The organism is Bacillus sp. FSL P4-0290 (assembly GCF_037975435.1).
In the GTDB taxonomy this organism is placed as follows: domain Bacteria; phylum Bacillota; class Bacilli; order Bacillales; family Bacillaceae; genus Bacillus; species Bacillus subtilis.
Map to the genome: position 1 here is coordinate 2,041,502 of NZ_CP150253.1, position 16,759 is coordinate 2,058,260.

Below are 16,759 nucleotides of genomic sequence, written 5' to 3' on the forward strand. Positions count from 1 at the left end.
TGCGCGAGGAGGAGTTCGTTTGAAAAACAAATGGTATAAACCGAAACGGCATTGGAAGGAGATCGAGTTATGGAAGGACGTTCCGGAAGAGAAATGGAACGATTGGCTTTGGCAGCTGACACACACTGTAAGAACGTTAGATGATTTAAAGAAAGTCATCAATCTGACCGAGGATGAAGAGGAAGGCGTCAGAATTTCTACCAAAACGATCCCCTTAAATATTACACCTTACTATGCTTCTTTAATGGACCCCGACAATCCGAGATGCCCGGTACGCATGCAGTCTGTGCCGCTTTCTGAAGAAATGCACAAAACAAAATACGATCTGGAAGACCCGCTTCATGAGGATGAAGATTCACCGGTACCCGGTCTGACACACCGCTATCCCGACCGTGTGCTGTTTCTTGTCACGAATCAATGTTCCATGTACTGCCGCTACTGCACTAGAAGGCGCTTTTCCGGACAAATCGGAATGGGCGTCCCAAAAAAACAGCTTGATGCTGCAATTGCTTATATCCGGGAAACACCCGAAATCCGCGATTGTTTAATTTCAGGCGGTGATGGGCTGCTCATCAACGACCAAATTTTAGAATATATTTTAAAAGAGCTGCGCAGCATTCCGCATCTGGAAGTCATCAGAATCGGAACAAGAGCGCCCGTTGTCTTTCCGCAGCGCATTACCGATCATCTGTGCGAGATATTGAAAAAATATCATCCGGTCTGGCTGAATACCCATTTTAACACAAGCATCGAAATGACAGAAGAATCCGTTGAGGCATGTGAAAAGCTGGTGAACGCGGGAGTGCCGGTCGGAAATCAGGCTGTCGTATTAGCAGGTATTAATGATTCGGTTCCAATTATGAAAAAGCTCATGCATGACTTGGTAAAAATCAGAGTCCGTCCTTATTATATTTACCAATGTGATCTGTCAGAGGGAATCGGGCATTTCAGAGCTCCTGTTTCCAAAGGTTTGGAGATCATTGAAGGGCTGAGAGGCCATACCTCAGGCTATGCGGTTCCTACCTTTGTCGTTGACGCACCAGGCGGAGGAGGTAAAATCGCCCTGCAGCCAAACTATGTCCTGTCACAAAGTCCTGACAAAGTGATCTTAAGAAATTTTGAAGGTGTGATTACGTCATATCCGGAACCAGAGAATTATATCCCCAATCAGGCAGACGCCTATTTTGAGTCCGTTTTCCCTGAAACCGCTGACAAAAAGGAGCCGATCGGGCTGAGTGCCATTTTTGCTGACAAAGAAGTTTCGTTTACACCTGAAAATGTAGACAGAATCAAAAGGAGAGAGGCATACATCGCAAATCCGGAGCATGAAACATTAAAAGATCGGCGTGAGAAAAGGGATCAGCTCAAAGAAAAGAAATTTTTGGCGCAGCAGAAAAAACAGAAAGAGACTGAATGCGGAGGGGATTCTTCATGAAAACATGCGAATGGTGCGGCGAGCTTGAAGCGGTGCCCGGCAGGAACACGGTGTACTGGGAGCTCCCTGATGGAACGAGGGCTATAGAACTGACAGACACCCCTGCCATGGTATGTTCTTCCTGCGGTATGACCTATCAAGAGGAAAACACGGTTAAGGAGATTGAGGATCAGCTGCTTTTAATTCAAACAAAAAAACTGCCTGAAAGCCTGACATATCAGCAGCTCATGGAGACAGAAAGAATTTTGAAACGCAACTATTTTGACTTCTCCTGAGTCATGTTTCAGTATTCTTTTGTTGTAATTTTACACTTGAACTGTATAATAGAACAACAAAAGACAGACACCAGGAGGGGAAACCCATGAAATCCTTTTATCACTATTTATTGAAATACAGACACCCTAAGCCGAAGGACAGCATCAGTGAATTTGCCAATCAGGCGTATGAGGATCACAGCTTTCCAAAAACATCTACCGATTATCATGAAATCAGTTCATATTTGGAGCTGAATGCTGATTACCTTCACACGATGGCGACGTTTGATGAAGCTTGGGATCAATACGAGTCTGAAGTGCACGGCAGATAATAGCTGTTTCATCCGCAGATCACTGCGGATTTTTTTATGTCTCCCATACCATAATTGGATATTTCCTTTGGTTTTCATGCCCATGCGAATTGGCTTCACCCGGCATACGATAGCGTATGAGAAATGTTGCGGCGAGGGGGAGACACCATGAAGCAAAATAAACCGAAATTCCAAGTAGGGGATATCGTAGTCGTCATTATGTATGGAACAGTCGGCACCATCACAAAAGTACACCAAATTGATAAACACTATCTTTATGAAGTCAATCATAACGAAGTTTTATACTTTGAATCATCTATTCAGCTTTATAAAGATTATGAGGGTGTCATTGTCGACATGGAGAAGCTTGATATTGAGTATGAATTCCTTATTGGGGACGTTGTTTATGTAAAAGATTATGGAAAAGAACTCTTTCGCATTATCGGCCATAGAACAGAAATTTGGAGATATTTAGAAGATGGCTGGGAAGATATCATTTATGAGCTGACCCGTTTAAAGGATGGAGAGTGGCTTGAAACGGAGGAAGAGGATCTCACGCTGGTGCTTAGAAAATATGAAATGGACCAGTTTGTGCATCAGCTGTTGTTTGTCCATTATGTCGGAGAAACTGGCCATGAGATCGGCGAAGATATCGCATCGTCTGCTCTTCTTCAGTTTGAAGGCGATGATGAAGATCAAGATACCCTTCACATCCTTGCTGTGTCAATTGTTGATGAGCTTCTGGATATTTATAATGACTACAAAATTCTGTACGAAATGTTTCATGATGAAGAATATAAAGACATGATGATGTTTGTTTTGGAAAGTTTAAAAGAGCATTTCAGTTAGTTTGTGAACATACGGATCAAGACATATAAAAAATATGGCAGACAGCCCCAAATCATCACACGCGTCATTCCTTTGAGCGTTTTTTCCATTATGATATCAAATCTTTCTCCGTCCAGTGCTTCCATCATTTTAGCAATCATAGCGTCAGCCTCCCATGGCTCGTTTTTTATTCAATATATGACTGAAAGAATTGTTTAGAACACCGGGTATAATTCAGCCTGTTTTTTCATAAAACATAAAAAAGGAGGCGGTACGGAGATGAAAGAAATAGATCTTGTGATTGATACGGAAGAAATCGCTGAATTTTTTTACAGAGAGCTTGCAAGACGGGGCTACATACCGAGTGAGGATGAGCTGTTTGAAATCGCTGATATCACCTTTGATTATTTGATAGAAAAATGTATGATAGATGAAGAGCTGGATGAAGATGAGTGAGGCTTAAAACCGGAGTTGTCAGCTCCGGTTTTATTATTCATGTTCTATGACTTCTGTGAAAATTGAGGTGGTTAAATTGTACAAGCCCGTTAGTTTGTTTCTTTTCTTTCTCATTCTAGCTGCGGCCATTCATACAAATGCTGTTCAATCTGCAGATGAAGCAATAAGCAAGGCAGCTGTTTTGATCCGTCAGCCATGGCTTAATGAAGTCATGACGGGGATCACGCATCTTGGTGCTTCTTCTTTTCTGCTCCCTCTAATTGTCATCATTGGAGCAGGCATGTTTTTCTACAGAAAAACATGGGACGGCCTGTTGATGCTCTTAGTATTCGGCACAGATCGGCTGTTAAACAAAGTCTTAAAAGAATGGATCGAAAGAGTGAGGCCTGATTTTGCACCGCTGGTTCATGAATCATCCTTCAGTTTTCCGAGCGGCCATTCCATGAATGCTGCTTGTGTCTATCCTGTTATTGCCTACTTTTTAGTGAAACACCTCCCGTTTTTGTCCAAGCATAAAAAAATGGTATATATCATAGCCGGTGTAATTGCTGTTTTAGTCGGCATAAGCAGAGTGTATCTGGGGGTTCATTTTGTGACAGATGTGTTAGGCGGCTTTAGCCTCGGCTTGCTTCTGTTTTTCCTAGTAAAAGGTTTTGACGAAAAGATTAAGCGGTTTCGACAAAAATAGAGAGAGGAAAACACAGCAAAAACGCCAATATGTTAAAGAAATAAAAGGGAGGGGATCTTGATGATGTTATCCGTGTTTAAAAAGAAGTCTTGTTCCTATGACGTGACAATATTTCAGACACCCCGGTTTGGCGAAAAAAAGGGCTACAGAGCCGTCTATCGAACTGAACTGAACGGGAGCGATCATCAAGACGTGCTGAAAAGAGCATTCTCTTTGTTTAATGTATTCGACACTGTTCCGAGTGATTATGATGCAAGATTTATGGCCACAGGGGACGTGATCCTGATTGATGAAGGCAGAAAAGGGAAAACATATTATCAACTGCTTCCCGCCGGCTGGAGGAAAATCAATCGTCTGATTGTACAAACGACATAATGAAAAGAAAACTGCGGAAACCCGCAGTTTTCTGCAGTTTTAAGGCTTGCGTTTGGCAGCAGAATATTCTTTCCCGTGTGCTTCTTCAGCTGCAATGATATCTTTTTCAGGTATATGATTGTTCTTTTTTTGGCCGGTGATCCGGTTGCGATGTTTTTTACCCATGTCCCACCCCTCCTTCCTGCGGTTAGGTTTTCAAATTAACACCCCGATTATCCGTTTTTCTGAGGAAGTGCCAAACAGATCCTCGAACATTTCTTTTTTCGACATATTCCTTTATAATCAATGCTGAAGTTTGTTTCATCATGACATTCGTTGTAAAATGGACGGGCTGGATGATAATTTAGATTTACAGGAGGATATGAGATGAGTGTACATATAGGTGCTGAAAAAGGACAAATTGCGGATACAGTGCTTTTGCCGGGAGATCCTCTCAGAGCAAAATTTATTGCAGAAACGTATCTTGAAAATGTAGAATGCTACAATGAAGTCAGAGGCATGTATGGATTTACGGGTACATATAAAGGTAAAAAAATCTCAGTACAAGGCACGGGAATGGGTGTTCCGTCTATTTCAATTTATGTGAATGAATTAATTCAAAGCTTCGATGTGCAAAATCTAATAAGAGTCGGTTCTTGCGGCGCTATTCGTAAAGATGTCAAAGTGCGAGACGTCATTTTGGCGATGACCTCCTCAACTGATTCACAAATGAACAGAGTCGCTTTTGGAAGCATTGATTTTGCGCCTTGCGCAGATTTCGAGCTTTTAAAAAATGCCTATGATGCCGCAAAGGATAAAGGTGTGCCGGTGACTGTAGGAAGCGTATTTACAGCTGACCAGTTCTACAACGACGATTCGCAAATTGAAAAACTTGCAAAATACGGTGTGCTTGGCGTTGAAATGGAAACAACTGCATTGTATACATTAGCAGCGAAGCACGGAAGAAAAGCCCTGTCAATTCTCACCGTGAGTGATCACGTATTAACAGGAGAAGAAACGACAGCGGAAGAGCGTCAAACGACATTTCATGATATGATAGAAGTGGCTTTACATTCCGTATCACAATAAAATATATCAAGAGGCGTGCTGGGTGCCGGCAGCCTCTTCTTTATGAATGCGGAAACGATTGATAAAAGGAAGGTAATGTAATATGAAAAAGTCCGGTAAATGGTTCTCACTGGCTGCCGCTCTGAGTGTAACGGCAATAGTCGGAGCCGGCTGCAGCATGTCGAACGGAGATGCTCAAAAGGATACGAAAACCACAGCAGAAACAAAGCAAACAGAACAAAAAACAGCTGACAGCAAAAAATCAAACACTCAAAACAGTGAGTTTTCATTGGAAAGCCAGTATTTCAATGATATTAAAAAAGTCGATGGTCTGGAAACCATTCAAAATCCAGAAAATATACTCGCGCTTGTCAATAAACAATATGCACTGCCCGGAAACTATGAACCTAGCGATCTTGTCATACCTGATGTAGAGTTTTCTTTTGAAGAAAAGATTCAAAAACGTTACATCAGAAAAGAAGCGGCCGACGCATTAAAAACAATGTTCGATGCTGCCAAAAAGGAAGGCTATGAACTGGCAGCTGTCTCAGGGTACCGTTCGTATGACAGACAGAAAGTCATTTTTGACAATGAAGTAAGCCTAAAAGGGGAAAAGAAGGCAAAGGAAGCGGTCGCTTACCCCGGGGAAAGCGAGCACCAAACAGGCCTTGCGATGGACATTTCGAGCCGGAGCAATGGCTTTGAGCTAAATGAAGCGTTCGGAAGCACGGCAGACGGGAAATGGGTGCAGGACAATGCTTATAAATATGGCTTTATCATTCGCTATCCGAAAAATAAAGAAGATATCACGAAATATGAATATGAGCCATGGCATCTGCGCTATGTAGGCAAAAAAGCCGCAAAGGTCATCCAAGATAATGATTTAACGCTAGAAGAGTACTTTGAAAAAGTGAAGAAAATTTAAAATGAAAAGCCCGCTTACACTAGATAAGCGGGCTTCATTGTGTCTGGTGAATCTAGCATTTGTTCTATGCTTACCAGAAGAATAAACCAGCAAGAGCGACCCCTGTAATTAAACCGAGGGAAATCCCGTAAGCTGCTCCGTATCCCCAATAACCGCCCCAATATCCGTAACCGAAACCTCTTGGCCCTCCGCCGGTCGGAGCTATAAAAACTCTGTCTCTTGTTACACGGGTAATTCTGCCGACGTGAACTCTCCCGCCTCTCTCTGTAATTCTGACGACTTTACCTTGATGGTTTTTGCAAAGATGATAATATCTCTCCAATATTGTTCCCCTCCTATCCTGACTTTCTATCAGCATATGATAGATAGGAAAAAAAGGTTGGACGAAAACAGGGGGCGATACGCCGTTTTACTTGTACGCGATAAAAATACAATGACCCATGTACTCACTATATAACTGCATGAGCTGATAATGTGTTTGAAGCGTATCGTAATAGATGGGATCAATCGTTTGCGATAAATCCATTTCTGTGGTTGGTTCAAATTCCATGTCTTCCGGAAGAAGTGTCATCGCTTCTGTTTTTTGAAAGCCATAGGATCTTAGGAGTTTATGCCATTCGCTTTCTTCATGTAAGCAAGTAAATCCGTAAAAATCCATCATTTGCTTCTTTTCTGCAGGGGGCATCGGTTTTTTTAAAGCAGCTTCGATACCAATCAGCATCCCGCCGGGTTTTAAAACTCTTGAAATTTCTTGAAGAGAGGATGTCAGGCGTGAAAAACTGAGGACCGATTCTGACAGGACACAGGAAAAGGACTCAGAAGAAAACGGGAGATGTTCCAGCTCCGCCTGATATGCAGGGATGGCAAGCCCTTCATTCGCAAATCTTTTTTTCGCTTTCTCAAGCATAATAGGATCTTTATCAACGACTGTTACAGGATACAGCAAATGTCCTAAATAAGCCGCCGTTTGTCCTGTTCCGCATCCGGCATCAAGAATCGGCTGATTCGGAGAGGGTGCAGCCTTTTGCAAGACCGCTTTTGAAAAAGCCAGTCCGCCTGGGTGCGCCCCTGCGACACCGAATAAGGACAGCATTTCTAAATATCGGCTCAATATCGAATCCTCCTTTTTCCTTATCATATGTCGTATAAAGACATAGGTTTATGAAAAGCAAAAGAAGGGCGTTTCTCTTTCATTTCTGCTCCGAGTTGACGAATAAGAATTCGTCCATGATAATAATGTAAGAAGAAAAAGGTGGTGTTTAATTGAAACGGCAATTAAAACTGTTTTTTATTGTGCTGATCACTGCAGTTGTCGCTTCGGCGCTTACTTTATTTATTACGGGCAATTCCAGTATCCTGGGCCAAAAATCAACAAGCACAGGAGACAGCAAGTTCGACAAATTAAATAAAGCGTATGAGCAAATCAAAAGTGATTATTACCAAAAAACAGATGATGACAAATTAGTAGACGGAGCAATCCTTATTGTATCCCCAATTAAAGGTTCACCTGCTGAAAAAGCCGGTATCAAACCGAGGGACCAAATCATTAAGGTAAATGGAAAAAGCGTAAAAGGCATGAATGTAAATGAAGCCGTCGCTTTAATCCGAGGCAAAAAGGGCACAAAGGTGAAGCTGGAACTGAACAGAGCGGGAGTGGGGAATATCGATCTTTCCATTAAGCGCGATACCATTCCTGTAGAGACTGTCTATTCAGAGATGAAAGACAACAACATTGGAGAAATTCAAATCACTTCTTTCTCTGAAACAACAGCTAAAGAGCTGACAGATGCGATTGACGGTTTAGAGAAAAAAGGCGCCAAAGGCTATATTTTAGACTTGAGAGGCAACCCGGGCGGCTTAATGGAACAGGCGATTACGATGAGCAACCTGTTCATTGATAAAGTGAAAAACATCATGCAGGTTGAATACAAAAACGGTTCAAAAGAAGTCATGAAGGCCGAAAAAGAACGGAAAGTGACCAAGCCGACCGTCGTTTTAGTAAATGACGGTACAGCAAGCGCAGCCGAAATTATGGCCGCTGCCCTTCATGAATCGTCAAACGTACCGTTAATCGGCGAGACGACATTCGGAAAAGGTACAGTGCAAACGGCAAAAGAATATGATGATGGCTCTACTGTCAAACTGACAGTTGCCAAATGGCTGACTGCTGACGGCGAATGGATTCACAAAAAAGGCATCAAGCCTCAAGTGAAAGCTGAGCTGCCTGATTACGCGAAGCTGCCGTATTTGGACGCAGATAAAACGTACAAATCAGGTGATACAGGCACAAACGTCAAAGTGGCTCAGAAAATGCTCAAAGCACTTGGTTACAAGGTAAACGTTAACAGTACGTATGACCAGGATTTTGTATCTGTCGTCAAACAGTTCCAGAAAAAAGAGGAGCTGAAAGAAACAGGCATACTGACTGGCGATACAACAACGAAATTAATGATAGAACTTCAAAAGAAGCTGTCTGATAATGATACGCAAATGGAAAAGGCAATTGAAACACTGAAAAAAGAAATGTAAAAAAACCATACGCGGCTGCCGCGTATGGTTTTTTTATGCACCCTTTTGATTTGGATTAGCGTCTTGTTTTTTGCCAAATAAACCTTCAATGACAGGATTGGATCCCGCGTTTTTAACGAACAGCGGATTCAGGATCACCACAGCGATCATGTTGGCGGCCAATCCCCAGAATCCTTCATAAATGCCATGTGCGGATTGAGTGGTATACACAATAAACGTAACCGCAAGGCCGACTAATAATCCAATAACTGTCGCTTCTTTCGTTTGATGCTTCCAGAATAGACTGACAGCAATCGCCGGGAAGATTTGCACCATGCCGGATACACCTAATAGCTGGAGTGTCACTAAGGCAGTCGGGAACAGCATTCCAAACAGCAGCGCGAGACCGATGACAACAAAGACCATTGAACGTGTGACAAGAGTAAGCTTGCTTTGCGACACATTCGGATGAATCAAATCCCGGTATAGGTTGTTGGCGAATAAATTCGATGCGCCGATTGCCATAATGGAACAAGGTATTAATGAAGCAAGAGCGATAGTGGCATATGCAAAACCTTGTGCCACGCCGCCGTAAGATGTTTGAATCAAATGCAGCAGCGCGAGTCTTGGATTTGTATCTTCCGGCAGGATAAGAAAGGCGATAAAGCCAAGAAAAATGACCAAAATTAACACAATATTGTAAAGGGGTAAAAACATGCTGTTTTTTCTTACTGCATCGGCGCTTTTCGCTGTAAAAACTCCTGTAGCGGCGTGTGCCCACATAAAAAGTGCCAGAACGGAAACAATAGATGCTGTGATAAACCAAGGAATGCCTTTTGGCCCTTCTGCCGGTATCGTCAGCATTTGCGGTGCTTCCTTCACTAACGTGTCAATCATTGGCGTCCAGCCGTTAAAATGAATGAGAGGGAGGGACACCACCATAAACAGCATAATGACCCATACTAAAATGTCCTTAATGATGGCTGTATATGTGGGCCCTTTAATCCCGCTGAAGAATGTGTAAAGAGCAACAAGAATAAATGAAATGATCACAACGAATTTTACGTTAATATAGCCAGTGCCGGCAACCTGAAGCGTGTCTTGAATGCCGCTCAGCTGAAGGCATATGTACGGAATAAGCATGAGTACCCCGACGATGGCAACGAGGCTTGCCAAAAGCTTACTGTTAAAACGTTCCCGGGCATAATCCGCGAGTGTTGTTAGTTTATGAATTTTCGCAACATTCCAAAGTTTTGGCAAGAAGAAGTAGGCGATAAAGTAGGCCAACACAGAATAAGGAATGGCGAAAAATGCAACACTTCCGCCTGTAAAAGCAGTACTGGTCAACCCTAAGAAAGTATAGGCCGTATAAAGGTCAGCGCCTACTAAAAACCAGACGAGAAGACCGCCGAAACGTCTGCCGCCGACAGACCATTCTTCCACAGAAGTGCGTGAGGATTTGTCTCTTCCGGCGAGAAAGCCGATACAGACAACGGTTAAAACAATAATAGCAGTAATGAGAAGTGCAGTCAGATTCCCTTGCATTATTCAAGTCCTCCATCTTTTTTTTGCATCTGATAAATGCCAAACGAGCATAACGGCGTAACAATAATCCACAGCAGCAGCCAAAAGTGGAAAAACGGCAGGCCGAACATAATCGGTTCTATTCGATTCACAAGCGGCAAAAGCGCGAGCTGAACGAATGGCAAAAGAATGAGAATAACAATAAGTGCTTTTTTAACCATTTACTTTCCTCCTGAAACATGATAATGCTCACTATAATAGCAGTTGTAAGAAAAGATCACAAGATAATTATTAGAAAAAAATGATTTTTTCAATTATTTAATCAAAACACATGGTTTGCATCCTTTTCAATAAAGGTTTAAAATAATAAATATCTTGAAATCGAGATAAATAGGAGTGAGAAAATGAAAACAGAAGGATTGCACCATGTCACAGCATTCGCCAGAGATCCGCAAGAAAACTTGCGATTTTATACAGAAGTGCTTGGGCTCAGGCTTGTTAAAAAAACAGTAAACTTTGATGATCCCGGAACGTATCATTTTTACTTTGGGAATCAAAACGGAGATCCCGGTACAATAATGACCTTTTTTCCGTTCCAAGGAAGCGGACAGGGAACGGTAGGAAAAGGCCAAGCGGGCCGGGTGTACTTTTCAGTTCCCTCAGGCTCCCTGTTTTTTTGGAAGGAGCGTCTTGAGAAAAGCGGGCTGAGCCTAGAGGAAAAAACGTTGTTTGGTGAAAAAGGTCTTATTTTTGATGATACAGAAGACCTTCCGCTGGCGATCATGGAGGATGCGAAAAGCGGCAAAAGCGAGTGGACGCCTGACGGGATCACAACAAATGAAGCAATTACGGGAATGAAAGGTGTGCTGCTATATTCCTACGACCCGCAGGCGACCATACAATTGTTAACGGAAAGCTTTGGATACACCAAAGTGGCCGAAGAAGACCAGATTGTCAGACTGGCAACCTCAGCGGCCGTCGGCGGTGTCATTGATGTCCATTTACACCCTGAAAAAAGAGGAGTCGGAGGATATGGTACGGTACACCATATAGCGTTTCGGACAAAGAAAAACGAACAGGCGAAATGGCTGCCGATTATTGCTGAAAACCATCTGCCTTCGTCAGAAATTCTCGACAGGGAATACTTTACATCAGTTTATTTCAGGGAGAAAGGCGGTATCTTATTTGAAATTGCCACAGATGAACCGGGCTTTATGACAGATGAAACGTTTGCTGAGCTAGGGACTTCCTTAAAACTGCCTGAATGGCTGGAGAAACATAGACAACAAATTACAGACATTTTACCTGAACTTTAAAAGGGGGAATTTATAATGAAGCATATTTATGAAAAAGGAACATCTGACAACGTACTTTTGCTGTTGCATGGCACGGGCGGTAATGAACACGATCTGCTTTCATTGGGGCGGTTTATAGACCCTGATGCCCATTTGCTTGGTGTCAGAGGATCGGTGCTTGAAAATGGAATGCCGCGATTTTTCAAACGTCTGAGTGAAGGAGTTTTTGATGAAAAGGATCTTGTGGTGCGGACAAGAGAATTGAAAGATTTTATCGACGAGGCTGCAGAAACGCATCAGTTTAATCGCGGCCGAGTGATTGCAGTCGGTTATTCAAACGGCGCAAACATTGCGGCAAGCCTGCTTTTTCATTATAAAGATGTGTTAAAAGGGGCTATTCTGCATCATCCAATGGTTCCGATTCGGGGTATCGAGCTGCCTGATATGGCGGGGCTCCCTGTTTTTATCGGTGCCGGGAAATACGATCCTCTTTGCACGAAGGAAGAATCAGAAGAGCTTTACCGCTATTTACGTGACAGCGGGGCATCAGCCTCCGTTTACTGGCAGGACGGGGGCCATCAGCTGACTCAGCATGAAGCTGAACAGGCTCGTGAATGGTACAAAGAGGCGATTGTATAAAAAAAACTTAGTCCGTATTTCGGACTAAGTTTTTTCATATCCTTACAGCCAAGTTGATACTTTTGAAAGCGGCAGGCGGTTGCTTTGATGGGCAGGCTTCACTGCTTTGCCGATTGAAATAAGCATAACCGGAACATAGCGCTCACTGATATCAAATTGCTTTTGGAACTGCTCTTTGTTAAATCCGCCAATTGCGCAAGTGTCATAACCTTTTGCTTTTGCGGCAATCATAAGCTGCATAGCAGCTAAAGAAGCATTTAAGAAAGCGGAATCACGTGCGAATTGCTCGCTTTGGTAAGCACCGTTGATTTGGCCGAGCAATGTTTGTTTGATTTCATCCGTAATATAGCCTTGGCTTGTTAATTCAGCATAAACTTCTTCACCGTTTTCATTTGCCTTTAAATCGCCTAAAATGGCAACAACAGCAGAAGACTCAACGATTTGTTTTTGATTATACGCTACAGGAAGAAGCTCCGCTTTTGATTCATCGCTGTGGAATACTGTAAAATGCCAATGCTGAAGGTTCCAAGCGGAAGGCGCTTTAGCGGCAAGGTCTAATAGCTCAGTCAGCTCCTCCTTAGAGATCGGGGCATTTGTATCATATTCCTTTACAGATGCACGTGCTTTTAAAACATCCAGAGTATTCGTCATAGTGTTTCCTCCTTCGGATAAACGTGGTATGATAATAGAAAAGTTAGAAGCTTACTAAATGTAACTTGAAAGATTATTGTAATGGATCATTGAATACATGTCAATCAATAGATGAAGGGATGAAGACTTGTGGGAAATACGATGTGCCCTAAAATGGAATCCGCATTCTCATTGCTGGGAAAACGATGGAACGGTCTGATCATCCATGTGCTAATGGATGGGCCGAAACGGTTTAAAGAGATAACGGAAACAATACCGATGATCAGCCAAAAAATGTTGGCAGAGCGCTTGAAGGAGCTTGAACAAAACGAGATTGTCGAACGGCAGGTTCTCCCTGAGACGCCGGTCAAAGTCATCTACACGCTGACTGAAAAAGGAACAGCGCTTCAAGCTGTATTTCAAGAGATGCAGGCATGGGCCGATCAATTTTGCGAGCCTGGTGACACAGTGTGTGAAGAAGAGAAATAAGGAAAGCGGCGTCTGAAAAAGCGCTCTTGTTTCCATGGTGAGTCATGTAAGTACGGTTCACACCCGTTTATATGACTTTTTATATTTGTCAGACTGACATTTCCGGATTGGCAAAAGTGTCATGTGCATATGAAGGGGATATATAAAATAGGAAATGATCAATAAGCTATAACATCCAACCTATTGTAAATGGGGATTATGATGTATCTTATTATGCAAATCAGCAAAATTTTATATTTTCGGCCAAAACCCAGTCAGCTTCCAATTGGCGTTTAAACCGGATATAAAAGGAAATCCAGGTTTTTCGTATTGCTGGATGCTTCTATACTGATGACTTCCGCATTTATGAAAAAAAGAGAGAGCTTCTTTGGAGCTCTCTCTTTTTTTATGGGGAGACGAAATCTTATAGTTTTCCATTCAAAAATTGCGCCTCACCGAGACCGAAACTCCAGTCTGCGTCACCATTCTCAGTAATAGATACCATGAGGTCTTCAGGGGAAATTCCGCATTTTTCTTCTAACCTTTCAGCAAGCAGAGCATACAATTTTTCCTTTTGGCTTTCGGTTCTTGCTTTGCTTGTCATACTAATGATGACCAGATCCTTGGTTCTCTGAAACCCTAATCCCGTATCCTGGATTATAAGCTCGTTTGCGGGATGCTGATGGACAATTTGATAACGGTCTCTTTCCGGAACACCAAACGCTTCAACCATCGCTTGGTGAGCAGTATCTAATAACAATTGCAGCGATTTTTCGTCACGGCCTTCAATTACATCAAAACGCAATAATGGCATGTGTACTCCTCCTCTTGTGAAGTTGTTATCCGTCTGTTCTCATATTGTCTCATTTGCTTCCAGACAATGGAGAGATATAATGATTGGCAGTCAACTTTAAAAAACATAACATATAACCAAAAGTTAATCAACATATAACTAATAAATCATTGAGTTAGGTGGTAGGTAATCGAGACAAGCTCATAAAAACGATTGACAGTCATTGATTAGGAGATTAGTATGAACATATTAGTTGATCAAAAGATAACAATCATATAACCAAGACGTTTTTAGTTATTAATGAAAGCGCTTTCTGTTCATCTAGGCATGAAAAGCGCCAAAACATTGTCGCGAGAATCATATAAAACACTTTTGGAGGGGTACCATGCCGATTTTAATTGTAGCTGTCGGAGTGCTGATTCTGTTATTTCTCATTATTAAAGTAAAATTAAATACCTTTGTCTCACTGATTGTCGTTTCATTTTTAGTAGCCATCGGACTTGGAATGGATATCAATAAAATTGTTCTTTCAATTGAGGCTGGAATTGGCGGGCAGCTGGGGCATTTAGCTTTAGTGTTTGGACTTGGCGCGATGCTTGGGAGGCTTGTCTCAGATGCTGGGGGCGGCTACCGGATTGCCATTACGCTGATTGACAAATTCGGGAGGAAACGAATACAGGCGGCGGTTGTAGTTGCCTCTTTTATCATCGGTATTGCGCTGTTTTTTGAAGTGGGTCTTGTTCTGTTGATACCGATTGTTTACGCGATTGCTAAAGAATTAAAAATGCCTTTTCTGTATCTGGGAATCCCGATGGCCGCCGCCTTAAATGTTACTCACGGATTTTTGCCCCCGCATCCTGCTCCAACTGCTATCTCAGTTGCATACGGTGCCCATATTGGCCAGGTGCTGCTTTTTGGAATCATCATCGCTGTTCCGACAACTGTGATTGCCGGGCCATTATTTAATAAATTTGCGATGAAACGGTTTCCTGGTGCGTATCAAAAGCATGGAAACCTATCGGGGTTAGGACCAAGGAAAGAATTTCAGCTGGATGAAACACCGGGCTTTGCGATCAGTGCTGTCACGTCTTTATTCCCGGTTATCTTTATGGCAATGGCAACAATTTTTTCTTTATTATTGAGTGAACATTCAAAAGGAAAAGACATTATAGAATTTATCGGCACTCCGGGAACGGCAATGCTCATTTCGCTGTTGCTTGCACTCTATACGATGGGATATGCCCGTAAAATATCTATGCAGGAAATCAGCAGATCTATTTCAGAATCAATTTCGCAAATTGCGATGATGCTGCTCATCATAGGAGGGGGAGGAGCGTTTAAACAGGTGCTGATTGCCGGCGGAGTCGGCGATTATGTCGCTGATTTTTTCCGTCAAACAAACATGTCGCCGCTATTCGTTGCATGGACCATCGCCGCGGTTCTGCGTCTGTGTCTAGGCTCTGCTACCGTGGCTGCGCTTACCACAGCGGGAATGGCAGCTCCGCTTATGGAGGCTGGCAGTGTAAACCCCGCGTTAATGGTGCTTGCAACAGGAGCCGGCAGTGTCATTGCGTGTCATGTAAATGATGCAGGATTTTGGATGGTAAAGGAATTTTTCGGCTTGAGCATGAAAGAAACATTTCAAACCTGGACGTTGCTTACAACAGTTCTTTCGGTTACAGGGCTCGGCTGTGTGTTATTGGCAGGGCTTGTGATGTAACAATCATAGACAGTCCGTAGCCCAATCGTTTTTCTTCCTTGCTGAATACTTTACGTATAGGCAGACATAAAGGAGGAAAAAATCATGTACCCTCATCATTCGTATTATCGCGGAATCCCAGGTTCAGCCGGATATCCGGCGCGTAGTCCTTTTTTGTTTGGCGCTCCTCTAGTCGGCGGTTTATTAGGCGGTTTTCTCGGGAGTGCGCTGTTTAACTATTCTCGTCCCTATGCCTATCCTCCTGGCCCTTATGGATACGGAGGCGGACCGTACGGTTTTGGTGCCGGTGTGCCATACGGGGGATATCCTGGCTTCTATTAATAAAAACGGCCTGCATCGATTGCAGGCCGTTTTTTATCGGATGATTTCTACCTCGGACATATTGTAGTCTTGCTGTTTTTGAAACATGACTTCCAGAAGGCCATCCTTATAGACGGCTTTTGTTCCTTTGCGTTTGACTAAACAAGGAAGGTTTACTTTTTTCGGATGATCTGCTCTTGGGAGGTTTTCCAACCATAATTCGTGAGATGTGTGTTTGATTCTCACTTGTTCCAGCCATTCTTCGCTGATTGGCACCTTTACAAACACATGGTCTGCTGTTTCGAATATATCAATATCAGGTTTGACATCAGGTTTTGCATCAGGTTTGGCGGGATGTTCTTTTTGGGGGAGAGGATCGCGGAAAGGAAATTGAGCCGCATAATCACTGCCGAACACACTTTCCATCACACGATTGACATACGTTTCAACTTCTTTCGGATCAGCTTTTTTTAATGCTTCTTTAGAAAATTGATTGTGGAAAGGAAAGTACTTGTTCCACTCAAACATTGTCTTCACATCCTTTCTTCACGGACAAAATAGTA

The 16,759-nt window shown here is 42.8% G+C and carries 24 protein-coding genes; 15 read left to right on the forward strand and 9 right to left on the reverse strand.

Translation table 11 applies throughout. The features are described from left to right. The first annotated feature begins 19 nt into the window (after positions 1-19). The 4 genes from ablA (at position 20) to MKY10_RS11055 (ending at position 2,849) form a co-directional block, all read left to right on the forward strand. The gene (gene ablA, locus MKY10_RS11040) at positions 20-1,435 is read left to right on the forward strand and encodes a lysine 2,3-aminomutase (protein ID WP_004399420.1); all 1,416 of its coding nucleotides are present in this window, start codon (positions 20-22) and stop codon (positions 1,433-1,435) included. Beyond that, positions 1,432-1,710: a YokU family protein gene (locus MKY10_RS11045; protein WP_004399539.1), complete on the forward strand. Its 279-nt coding sequence runs from the start codon at positions 1,432-1,434 to the stop codon at positions 1,708-1,710. Before ablA ends, MKY10_RS11045 begins: the two co-directional genes overlap by 4 nt. A gap of 86 nt (positions 1,711-1,796) precedes the next feature. Further along, positions 1,797-2,021, forward strand: a complete 225-nt coding sequence (locus tag MKY10_RS11050) for a YozE family protein (protein WP_003231160.1) — start codon at positions 1,797-1,799, stop codon at positions 2,019-2,021. Between the two features lie 147 nt (positions 2,022-2,168). Beyond that, entirely contained in the window at positions 2,169-2,849 is a 681-nt protein-coding gene (locus MKY10_RS11055; protein WP_014480050.1) for a hypothetical protein, read from the forward strand. On the opposite strand, the gene MKY10_RS11060 is transcribed toward MKY10_RS11055, so the two are convergent. After that, positions 2,846-2,989 carry a hypothetical protein gene (locus tag MKY10_RS11060; RefSeq protein ID WP_003231164.1) on the reverse strand — a complete coding sequence of 48 codons (144 nt, stop codon included), beginning with the start codon at positions 2,987-2,989 and terminating at the stop codon, positions 2,846-2,848. The two genes, MKY10_RS11055 and MKY10_RS11060, sit on opposite strands and share 4 nt — an antisense overlap. Positions 2,990-3,107: 118 nt before the next feature. Between MKY10_RS11060 and MKY10_RS11065 the strand changes: the two genes are divergently transcribed. The 3 genes from MKY10_RS11065 to yodL all read left to right on the forward strand — a co-directional run bounded on the left by MKY10_RS11065 (position 3,108) and on the right by yodL (position 4,347). Next, entirely contained in the window at positions 3,108-3,284 is a 177-nt protein-coding gene (locus tag MKY10_RS11065) for a YozD family protein (protein ID WP_003231166.1), read from the forward strand. Positions 3,285-3,360: 76 nt separating this feature from the next. Continuing rightward, positions 3,361-3,972: a phosphatidylglycerophosphatase PgpB gene (gene pgpB / locus MKY10_RS11070; protein ID WP_004399336.1), complete on the forward strand. Its 612-nt coding sequence runs from the start codon at positions 3,361-3,363 to the stop codon at positions 3,970-3,972. 60 nt (positions 3,973-4,032) lie between these two features. Then, positions 4,033-4,347: a shape determination protein YodL gene (yodL, locus tag MKY10_RS11075; protein ID WP_004399431.1), complete on the forward strand. Its 315-nt coding sequence runs from the start codon at positions 4,033-4,035 to the stop codon at positions 4,345-4,347. 39 nt (positions 4,348-4,386) lie between these two features. Here yodL and MKY10_RS11080 read toward each other — a convergent pair whose 3' ends face one another. After that, positions 4,387-4,512, reverse strand: coding sequence for a hypothetical protein (locus MKY10_RS11080; protein WP_003231174.1), 126 nt, complete (start codon positions 4,510-4,512; stop codon positions 4,387-4,389). Positions 4,513-4,713: 201 nt separating this feature from the next. On the opposite strand from MKY10_RS11080, the gene deoD reads away from it, so the two are divergent. Together deoD and ldcB are read left to right on the forward strand one after the other, a co-directional pair. Then, positions 4,714-5,415 carry a purine-nucleoside phosphorylase gene (gene deoD / locus MKY10_RS11085; protein ID WP_014480047.1) on the forward strand — a complete coding sequence of 234 codons (702 nt, stop codon included), beginning with the start codon at positions 4,714-4,716 and terminating at the stop codon, positions 5,413-5,415. A gap of 82 nt (positions 5,416-5,497) precedes the next feature. After that, entirely contained in the window at positions 5,498-6,319 is an 822-nt protein-coding gene (gene ldcB, locus MKY10_RS11090; RefSeq protein ID WP_014480046.1) for an LD-carboxypeptidase LdcB, read from the forward strand. Positions 6,320-6,389: 70 nt separating this feature from the next. Here ldcB and MKY10_RS11095 read toward each other — a convergent pair whose 3' ends face one another. Both MKY10_RS11095 and MKY10_RS11100 read right to left on the reverse strand, forming a co-directional pair. Further along, positions 6,390-6,641, reverse strand: a complete 252-nt coding sequence (locus MKY10_RS11095) for a hypothetical protein (protein ID WP_014477099.1) — start codon at positions 6,639-6,641, stop codon at positions 6,390-6,392. Positions 6,642-6,728: 87 nt separating this feature from the next. Beyond that, positions 6,729-7,430: a class I SAM-dependent methyltransferase gene (locus MKY10_RS11100; protein ID WP_014480045.1), complete on the reverse strand. Its 702-nt coding sequence runs from the start codon at positions 7,428-7,430 to the stop codon at positions 6,729-6,731. 152 nt (positions 7,431-7,582) lie between these two features. Between MKY10_RS11100 and MKY10_RS11105 the strand changes: the two genes are divergently transcribed. Continuing rightward, complete coding sequence (locus MKY10_RS11105) at positions 7,583-8,848, forward strand: S41 family peptidase (RefSeq protein WP_339226458.1); 1,266 nt, start codon at positions 7,583-7,585, stop codon at positions 8,846-8,848. Positions 8,849-8,881: 33 nt separating this feature from the next. On the opposite strand, the gene MKY10_RS11110 is transcribed toward MKY10_RS11105, so the two are convergent. Together MKY10_RS11110 and MKY10_RS11115 are read right to left on the reverse strand one after the other, a co-directional pair. Then, entirely contained in the window at positions 8,882-10,372 is a 1,491-nt protein-coding gene (locus MKY10_RS11110) for a sodium:solute symporter (protein WP_339226460.1), read from the reverse strand. Continuing rightward, positions 10,372-10,572 (reverse strand): DUF3311 domain-containing protein, encoded by a 201-nt coding sequence (locus MKY10_RS11115; protein ID WP_003231189.1) that lies wholly within the window; start codon positions 10,570-10,572, stop codon positions 10,372-10,374. The genes MKY10_RS11110 and MKY10_RS11115 overlap by 1 nt, the downstream gene beginning before the upstream one ends. A 183-nt stretch (positions 10,573-10,755) precedes the next feature. Here MKY10_RS11115 and MKY10_RS11120 point away from each other — a divergent pair, with 183 nt between their 5' ends. Further along, the gene (locus MKY10_RS11120) at positions 10,756-11,667 is read left to right on the forward strand and encodes a ring-cleaving dioxygenase (RefSeq protein WP_339226462.1); all 912 of its coding nucleotides are present in this window, start codon (positions 10,756-10,758) and stop codon (positions 11,665-11,667) included. Positions 11,668-11,682: 15 nt separating this feature from the next. Next, complete coding sequence (locus MKY10_RS11125; RefSeq protein WP_003231194.1) at positions 11,683-12,285, forward strand: alpha/beta hydrolase; 603 nt, start codon at positions 11,683-11,685, stop codon at positions 12,283-12,285. A 42-nt stretch (positions 12,286-12,327) separates the two neighbouring features. Here the strand turns inward: MKY10_RS11125 and MKY10_RS11130 are convergent, their stop codons facing one another. Further along, positions 12,328-12,936 (reverse strand): nitroreductase family protein, encoded by a 609-nt coding sequence (locus MKY10_RS11130; RefSeq protein WP_015251886.1) that lies wholly within the window; start codon positions 12,934-12,936, stop codon positions 12,328-12,330. A gap of 129 nt (positions 12,937-13,065) precedes the next feature. On the opposite strand from MKY10_RS11130, the gene yodB reads away from it, so the two are divergent. Continuing rightward, on the forward strand, positions 13,066-13,404 hold the full coding sequence (yodB, locus tag MKY10_RS11135; protein ID WP_004399427.1) for a transcriptional regulator YodB: 339 nt from the start codon (positions 13,066-13,068) through the stop codon (positions 13,402-13,404). Positions 13,405-13,807: 403 nt separating this feature from the next. Here the strand turns inward: yodB and MKY10_RS11140 are convergent, their stop codons facing one another. Then, positions 13,808-14,197 carry a tautomerase family protein gene (locus MKY10_RS11140; protein WP_014477090.1) on the reverse strand — a complete coding sequence of 130 codons (390 nt, stop codon included), beginning with the start codon at positions 14,195-14,197 and terminating at the stop codon, positions 13,808-13,810. A gap of 364 nt (positions 14,198-14,561) precedes the next feature. On the opposite strand from MKY10_RS11140, the gene MKY10_RS11145 reads away from it, so the two are divergent. Next, positions 14,562-15,896, forward strand: a complete 1,335-nt coding sequence (locus MKY10_RS11145) for a gluconate:H+ symporter (RefSeq protein ID WP_015251887.1) — start codon at positions 14,562-14,564, stop codon at positions 15,894-15,896. An 84-nt stretch (positions 15,897-15,980) separates the two neighbouring features. After that, positions 15,981-16,217 (forward strand): hypothetical protein, encoded by a 237-nt coding sequence (locus MKY10_RS11150; RefSeq protein WP_015251888.1) that lies wholly within the window; start codon positions 15,981-15,983, stop codon positions 16,215-16,217. 33 nt (positions 16,218-16,250) lie between these two features. Here the strand turns inward: MKY10_RS11150 and gerT are convergent, their stop codons facing one another. After that, positions 16,251-16,724, reverse strand: a complete 474-nt coding sequence (gene gerT / locus MKY10_RS11155) for a spore germination protein GerT (RefSeq protein WP_003231207.1) — start codon at positions 16,722-16,724, stop codon at positions 16,251-16,253. Positions 16,725-16,759 lie beyond the last annotated feature (35 nt).

Excerpts from the sequence above, each read along its gene's own strand:
- MKY10_RS11115 (WP_003231189.1), bottom strand. The coding sequence starts at position 10,572 with ATGGTTAAAAAAGCACTTATTGTTATTCTCATTCTTTTGCCATTCGTT.
- gerT (WP_003231207.1), bottom strand. The coding sequence starts at position 16,724 with ATGTTTGAGTGGAACAAGTACTTTCCTTTCCACAATCAATTTTCTAAA.
- MKY10_RS11065 (WP_003231166.1), top strand. The coding sequence starts at position 3,108 with ATGAAAGAAATAGATCTTGTGATTGATACGGAAGAAATCGCTGAATTT.
- MKY10_RS11055 (WP_014480050.1), top strand. The coding sequence starts at position 2,169 with ATGAAGCAAAATAAACCGAAATTCCAAGTAGGGGATATCGTAGTCGTC.
- yodL (WP_004399431.1), top strand. The coding sequence starts at position 4,033 with ATGATGTTATCCGTGTTTAAAAAGAAGTCTTGTTCCTATGACGTGACA.
- MKY10_RS11060 (WP_003231164.1), bottom strand. The coding sequence starts at position 2,989 with ATGATTGCTAAAATGATGGAAGCACTGGACGGAGAAAGATTTGATATC.
- deoD (WP_014480047.1), top strand. The coding sequence starts at position 4,714 with ATGAGTGTACATATAGGTGCTGAAAAAGGACAAATTGCGGATACAGTG.
- MKY10_RS11110 (WP_339226460.1), bottom strand. The coding sequence starts at position 10,372 with ATGCAAGGGAATCTGACTGCACTTCTCATTACTGCTATTATTGTTTTA.
- MKY10_RS11150 (WP_015251888.1), top strand. The coding sequence starts at position 15,981 with ATGTACCCTCATCATTCGTATTATCGCGGAATCCCAGGTTCAGCCGGA.
- MKY10_RS11125 (WP_003231194.1), top strand. The coding sequence starts at position 11,683 with ATGAAGCATATTTATGAAAAAGGAACATCTGACAACGTACTTTTGCTG.
- MKY10_RS11130 (WP_015251886.1), bottom strand. The coding sequence starts at position 12,936 with ATGACGAATACTCTGGATGTTTTAAAAGCACGTGCATCTGTAAAGGAA.
- MKY10_RS11120 (WP_339226462.1), top strand. The coding sequence starts at position 10,756 with ATGAAAACAGAAGGATTGCACCATGTCACAGCATTCGCCAGAGATCCG.
- ldcB (WP_014480046.1), top strand. The coding sequence starts at position 5,498 with ATGAAAAAGTCCGGTAAATGGTTCTCACTGGCTGCCGCTCTGAGTGTA.
- MKY10_RS11045 (WP_004399539.1), top strand. The coding sequence starts at position 1,432 with ATGAAAACATGCGAATGGTGCGGCGAGCTTGAAGCGGTGCCCGGCAGG.
- MKY10_RS11145 (WP_015251887.1), top strand. The coding sequence starts at position 14,562 with ATGCCGATTTTAATTGTAGCTGTCGGAGTGCTGATTCTGTTATTTCTC.
- MKY10_RS11050 (WP_003231160.1), top strand. The coding sequence starts at position 1,797 with ATGAAATCCTTTTATCACTATTTATTGAAATACAGACACCCTAAGCCG.
- MKY10_RS11140 (WP_014477090.1), bottom strand. The coding sequence starts at position 14,197 with ATGCCATTATTGCGTTTTGATGTAATTGAAGGCCGTGACGAAAAATCG.
- MKY10_RS11080 (WP_003231174.1), bottom strand. The coding sequence starts at position 4,512 with ATGGGTAAAAAACATCGCAACCGGATCACCGGCCAAAAAAAGAACAAT.